The 3122-nt window shown below is 53.2% G+C and carries 3 protein-coding genes and 1 pseudogene; all 4 read left to right on the top strand.

Going from position 1 to position 3122, the window contains the following annotated elements; translation table 11 throughout:
- A pseudogene (locus IQ782_RS29415) lies at positions 1-662 on the top strand (hypothetical protein); the annotation flags it as partial.
- An 81-nt stretch (positions 663-743) separates the two neighbouring features.
- Positions 744-1067, top strand: coding sequence for a hypothetical protein (locus IQ782_RS29410; protein WP_194138211.1), 324 nt, complete (start codon positions 744-746; stop codon positions 1065-1067).
- Positions 1068-1396: 329 nt separating this feature from the next.
- On the top strand, positions 1397-2197 hold the full coding sequence (locus tag IQ782_RS29405; RefSeq protein WP_194138210.1) for a HipA family kinase: 801 nt from the start codon (positions 1397-1399) through the stop codon (positions 2195-2197).
- Positions 2194-3111 (top strand): hypothetical protein, encoded by a 918-nt coding sequence (locus tag IQ782_RS29400; RefSeq protein WP_194138209.1) that lies wholly within the window; start codon positions 2194-2196, stop codon positions 3109-3111. The genes IQ782_RS29405 and IQ782_RS29400 overlap by 4 nt, the downstream gene beginning before the upstream one ends.
- Positions 3112-3122 lie beyond the last annotated feature (11 nt).

Raw genomic sequence — 3122 nt, 5'->3', positions numbered from 1 at the left:
ATCTCCTGGTCGACAAGTTCACGAAGCGTGAGCAGGAAGTCTTGCCGGTGATCGTGCCTCCCGTCCGGGACAATGCTCCCATCCGAGTACGTCTGAAGCACGCCGACAAACCTGATGAACTGTTCCCGGCGGATGATGGCGACGAAGTTCGGCGAATGACGCAGAACCTCGCCCTTATCAATCGGGTGCTTGAGACACGCTGGTACGACCTACTCATCCCCGATGCGGATTTGGCTGAGCTACAAGAACGTCTCGCCGACGACCCGGCAGGAGGTAAGCCTCTCGGGATGCACCGACGGAACCTCTACCGTGTCTTCAATGATCGGGAACTTACGACCGGTGGTCGCTTCTATGGTGGCTGGTGGCAAAGCGTGCCGAAAGCGTACCGGAGGCACCTGGCCGTGAACGGCAAGCGGATGGTCGAGATCGACTACTCGAACCTCCATCCCGTGATCCTCTATGCTGAAGCCGGTGTGACCCCGCCGGATGACTGCTATCGTGGAATTTTCTCTGAATCGACCGAGGCACGGGGCGGAGATGCTCTGCGCAATCTGGTGAAGGCCTCCTTCAACGCGATGCTGAACGCGGAAAAGCCTCTGCGTCAGGCCCCGAGAGGTATCGACCTGAGGGAGTTCGGCCTGACGTGGAAACTTGTCTCCTAAGCAATTCTCTCAGCACATGGACCGATCGCAGACAAGTTCTACACTGGCGCAGGCAAGCGGCTTCAGCGTACAGACAGCGACGTGGCAGAACTCGTTATGCTGGATTTCATTGGAAGCGGCATTCCAATCTTGCCCGTCCACGACAGCTTCCTCGTTCATGAGGGCCATAGAGAATTTCTGACCAAGTCCATGCAGGCGTCTTTGGTAAAGGTCTGTGGCGTCAAAACACAACTAAAATTGGTTGAGCCGGACCTAGGCTACACTCTTGCGAACCAAGCCGAAGAACAGCGCAATGACCCTGACGGCTTTGGCCCCGAGACCAGCTTAGATATCGCTAAGATTCTCTTGGCTCAGAGCGGCCATGACAAGCGCCTTGATGCCTTCTATGCCTTGCGCAATCACTAGGAGGCTAAGGCGCATGATGCCGCTTACCAGCGCCGCTTAGCCTTCTGCATGGGCGGAGCTGCGAGTTGGTTTTCAGTTTCGAGCATTGTCCCTCATCGGCGGTCATCCATTGGTCAGCGTTAGGCTCGCAGTCTCCGAAGTCGGCAACATGCTCGCGGTCTTGAGATGGAGGCTAGCACAGGGGAAGCATCTGTGCGGTCGCCGTAGTATGTCTATCTTCGATGAGAGGTCCAGATTGTTCGCGGCGCAACTTTTAACAGAAATCGGTTGCAAACCTCCCTCGACACGAGCGAGGAATACGACGGTTACGGATAGTTGATGGTTCATTCATGGCAATACCGTTTGTTCGAGTGCTGCAGGGCGTAAGCACTGTCGCCGTCAGAAGTGTCAATGATACTTACAGGGGGCAGGTTCTGTACCCGAACGGCACCAAGCGCCAAGCAATCATTAAAGATCTTGATCGTCAGCAGCTCGCCAACGAGCTGTTAGTATTCGTGCTAGCGAAAGCGGCAGGCATGCCGATCCCAGACGCCTGCATAGGTGTAGCGCAGCCTAGCGTACTTACCCCTCAAAAAGCTCCCACCACCGCAGAAGGTCATGGAATATTCTTCATCAGCACAGATATGATGGCTCCAAACCTTGCCCAGGTCCTAACCGCCGAGGCAACGTTCGATGCGCAGAAAGTTGTTTTAGATAAGCTCGCAGACTGGGATAGGCTTGGCGAACTGTATGCCTTTGATAGTTGGGTTGCGAACATTGATCGACATATGGGAAATATACTTCTCGGTCCGGGTTCCGATATCTGGCTCATCGACCACGGCCACAGTTTGACAGGTCCCACTTGGGAGCCAAGCGGCCTAGATGCGGCAGGCGCTTTTGAAAACCGCCTCGGAGATTGGCTGACCCAACACGTTCGCCAAGACCGAAAGGCAAACTATGTACGCTCTGTTGCGGCATTCTCTGAAATGATAGAAGACATTGATGTACCCGACGCGGTCAAGAGCAGTTTGATCGAAAATCTTCTCCCACCAGAATACGTAAGTGCGGTTAGGGATTTTCTAAGAGATCGTCGGGAGCATGTAGAAATGCAAGCATCGTCCACACTGGGACTGCCGAGGTTGGTTTCATGACGAATATCCAAATATCCTCAGATTTGTTTCCGTCGATACCTGACGGAGTTGAGGCGCAATGGCTGCCGATCTTATTATCCCCGATCTCAGGATCACTCGAGAGACTAGTGGTAGGTGTCGTAGCTTCGAATGAAGCCGGTTTTCATATCGAAATAGCTAATCAGCTCAGCAGGTTAGACTGTTTCTACGGCCCTCAGGCTGAAGTTCTTCGATTTGCAATCGAGGTTACCCAAAAGCATCTGGAAGAAGATTTTTCCCGCCGCGGCATGGAGGCGATAATTCAGCCCTCAGCGCCGCTCGCCAGCATCGAATTTGGGCAACCTAGAGGTGGTGAAGGTGAAAGCCTTAGGGAAATTGCGCAAAGCTGGATGGCCTCAATTTCTTCGCTATACGGAGATCAGCCTAAAGAGGTGGACTTGGATATAAGTCCAGAAAGTGAGAGGAGAAAGTCTGCCGCAGACCGTCTACCTGCGTTGGTCATGAGCCACGTGATGATGAGAAACCTAAATCTTACGAAAAACTTTCGCGAGGATTTAGCTTCGGGAAAAACGGCCCGCGGTAGAGGTGCAGACGTACTGATCGACTACTCCGGAGATTTCCTTGTCGCCAACTTTTCAACTTTACAAGCAGGGAAGATATCTCCAGCAGTCCGCAGCATAAAAACGCGCCTCTGGGATCTCAAGGTTGACCGAGATAGAGAGCTTGAAGTCAATGATGGAGACTGCCGGAATCACGAACTAATAATCCAGCTCCCTTCAAAGAATGATCCGCAAATATCAGAGCGGCAACATGGCAATCTCGCTTCTGCATATGCCGAGTTGGAAGATCAAGCCGATGAGGTTTCGTTGCGACTACGCTCTTTCCCTAGCGTCGAGATGATCGGGGACCATGTACTGCGAGCGGAGGCTGCTTGAAGGCGGCTACC

It is taken from the genome of Salipiger mangrovisoli, assembly GCF_015223355.1.
Classification (GTDB): Bacteria; Pseudomonadota; Alphaproteobacteria; order Rhodobacterales; family Rhodobacteraceae; genus Salipiger; species Salipiger mangrovisoli.
The sequence above is the reverse complement of the archived record's forward strand: the minus strand, read 5'-3'. Positions and strand labels throughout refer to the sequence as shown.

Coding starts and splice junctions, on each gene's coding strand:
- IQ782_RS29405 (WP_194138210.1), top strand. CDS start 1,397: ATGGCAATACCGTTTGTTCGAGTGCTGCAGGGCGTAAGCACTGTCGCC.
- IQ782_RS29400 (WP_194138209.1), top strand. CDS start 2,194: ATGACGAATATCCAAATATCCTCAGATTTGTTTCCGTCGATACCTGAC.